We start from the raw sequence: 2358 nt of genomic DNA on the forward strand, positions 1-2358 counted from the left end.
TCCACGCCGTAGCGCGCCGTGAGAAACACCTCCCCCCGGCCGTGCTCCCGGCTCAGCCGCGCCAGGCTCTCGAGGACCTCGGCCGTGAGGATCCCCACCGGGATCCGCAACCGGGCCGAGTACTCGTTGGGCCCCTTGGTTTTGATCATGCCCGTGAGTTGGGCGCCCACCACCTTGGGCGTGTAAAACTCGGAAGGCCGTACGCTCATCGCTTTCTCCCCGTGTCGAACTCCGTTGGCACGGGGAGTTTGGCACTACATTATACGAGTGTCAAGATCGGCTTTTCAAAATATATTGCCGTATATTTTACGTAAAACCTGCGGGGGTTCCCGTGATCTCCCGCACCACGGAGGTTGCGAACGCGCCCGGCGGGCACAGGAACTCGACCACGACGCCCGACTCCGACGGCCGGACCTCCGCCCCGGCCAGCGGCACCCGCAGCGGACGCCGGGAGCCCGTCTCCCGGGAGAACCACTCCCCCTGGAGGCCGAAATCCGAAAGCACCTCCGCCTCCTGGCGGGCCACCCAACCGGTGGGGCGGACCATCTTCCGGCCCCACAGGGGGCCGGTGGGCGCCACCTCGAACCGGTCCACCCGGGGGGCGTCCGCCTCGGGGTCGGTGCACACGAAGAGCCCCCCCGAGTCCGCCTTCTGGAGCACGTCCCCGGGGAGGGGGCGATCGAGCAGGTTCGCCTCGATGCGGCGGGCCAGCACCTCGTTGAACACCAGGGACTGGAGGGCCGAAACCATGAGGTCGCGCTTCCACCGACCCAGGCGCACCTCGCCCTGGAGAAGGGCAAGCCCCTTGACCGCGTTGTCTCCCTTCCCTCCGAACCGTTGGGGCCCGAAGTAGTTGGGCACCCCCCACGACTCCAGAAACGCCACCACCCGTTCCACGGCCCCGGCCTGCACGCCTTCCAGGACCACCCGGAACCGGTTCGCGGCCAGGTGCCCCAGGCGGAGCTTGTTTCGATGCCGCGTGGCGAGGTGAACCCGGCATCCCTCGGCCTCGAAGGCCTCCCGGGCCGAATCCGTGGCCACGCCGGCCACGGTGAACCCCTGCACCGCGGTGCAGCGTTTGTCCTTCATGCCCGCGTACCCCACGGCGGCAGGGTGCAGATCCAGCCTCCGCGCCACCGCCACGGCGAGGTCCCGCGTGGATCGGTTTGTGCGCTCCACCCAGAGGGCGGCGTGTTCCCCTTCGCCGCAGAACGGGTACAGGGGAATCTCCTCCACCCGAAACGTTTCCGGGCCCGGGTTCCACACCCCCCCCGCCGGTTCGGCCACCAGGCGCGGATAGTCGTAGTCCCGGTAGGGCACGAGTTGGAGATCCGTTCGCATGGGTTCCTCCCGCGCCGCGAGGCCGGCGCCCTCGTTGAACAGGCGTTTCGGGCTATGCTACCGTACGAGCATCGCGGTCGCACGTTTTGGCCTTGAAAAAAGGGGGAAAAGGGGGTTTTCCGCTCCATGCCGATCCGCGTTCTCATCGCCGAGGATCAGCGACTGCTCCGACAGTGTTTCGAAGAGGTCTTGGGGCTCGACGAGGACATCGAGGTGGTGGCGACCGCCTCCGACGGCACCGAGGCCGTGGTGCTCGCCGAGAAGCATCAGCCCGACATCGTGCTGATGGACCTGGCCATGCCCCGCCTCGACGGCATCCGGGCCACGCGTCTCATCCGGGAACGGGTCCCCCGCACCCAGGTGCTGATTCTCTCCCTCCACGACGCCCCCACCAAGGTCGACCAGGCCATCAAGGCTGGCGCGGCGGGCTATGTTCTCAAGGACGTGGACCTCGATGAACTCGTTCGGATCCTCAAGGCCGTCTACCGGGGCGACGAGATCCACTCCCCGTTCCTCGCGGACCAGAAGCTGTCCCAGGCGCAGGACCCGGCGCGGTACGGGCTGACCGAGCGGGAACTCCAGGTGCTCCGCTACCTGGCCCGGGGCGACAACAACGCCGAGATCGCCGAGAAACTCTGCGTGTCCGAGCAGACGGTAAAGAAGGAACTGGTGAGCCTGTTCGAGAAACTAGGGGTGAAAAACCGAACCCAGGCCGCCGTGAAGGCGGTGCAACTCGGGTTCGCGGAGTCCGAGGCGGTGCACTGATGATCCTGGGCGTGGTGGGAAGCGGTCGAGAACCCTCCAACTCGGCCCGACTCGCCGAGGAGGTGCTGGCCGGGGCCCGGGAGGCGGGGGCGGGCGAGACCCGGACGGTGCCCCTCGCCCGGCTGTCGTTCCGGGGGTGCGTGGGTTGCGGCGCCTGCCGGGCCACGGCCACCCGGTGCGTGCTCGAGGACGACCTCACCCCGGTGCTGCACGAGACGCGGACCAGCCGGGGGCTGGTGCTTGCGACCCCGA

3 protein-coding genes and 1 pseudogene are annotated in these 2358 nt (G+C 68.3%); 2 read left to right on the forward strand and 2 right to left on the reverse strand.

All coding sequences use genetic code 11. The features are described from left to right. Together ACY0I8_RS17740 and truD are read right to left on the reverse strand one after the other, a co-directional pair. A pseudogene (locus ACY0I8_RS17740) lies at positions 1-209 on the reverse strand (hypothetical protein); the annotation flags it as partial. Between the two features lie 97 nt (positions 210-306). After that, entirely contained in the window at positions 307-1341 is a 1035-nt protein-coding gene (gene truD / locus ACY0I8_RS17745; protein ID WP_461395807.1) for a tRNA pseudouridine(13) synthase TruD, read from the reverse strand. Between the two features lie 126 nt (positions 1342-1467). Here truD and ACY0I8_RS17750 point away from each other — a divergent pair, with 126 nt between their 5' ends. Continuing rightward, complete coding sequence (locus ACY0I8_RS17750; RefSeq protein WP_459940045.1) at positions 1468-2106, forward strand: response regulator transcription factor; 639 nt, start codon at positions 1468-1470, stop codon at positions 2104-2106. Then, positions 2106-2358, forward strand: a 253-nt coding sequence (locus tag ACY0I8_RS17755) for a flavodoxin family protein (protein ID WP_461395808.1), incomplete at its 3' end; no start/stop codon positions are given. The genes ACY0I8_RS17750 and ACY0I8_RS17755, both read left to right, overlap by 1 nt.

The organism is Deferrisoma sp. (assembly GCF_054681715.1).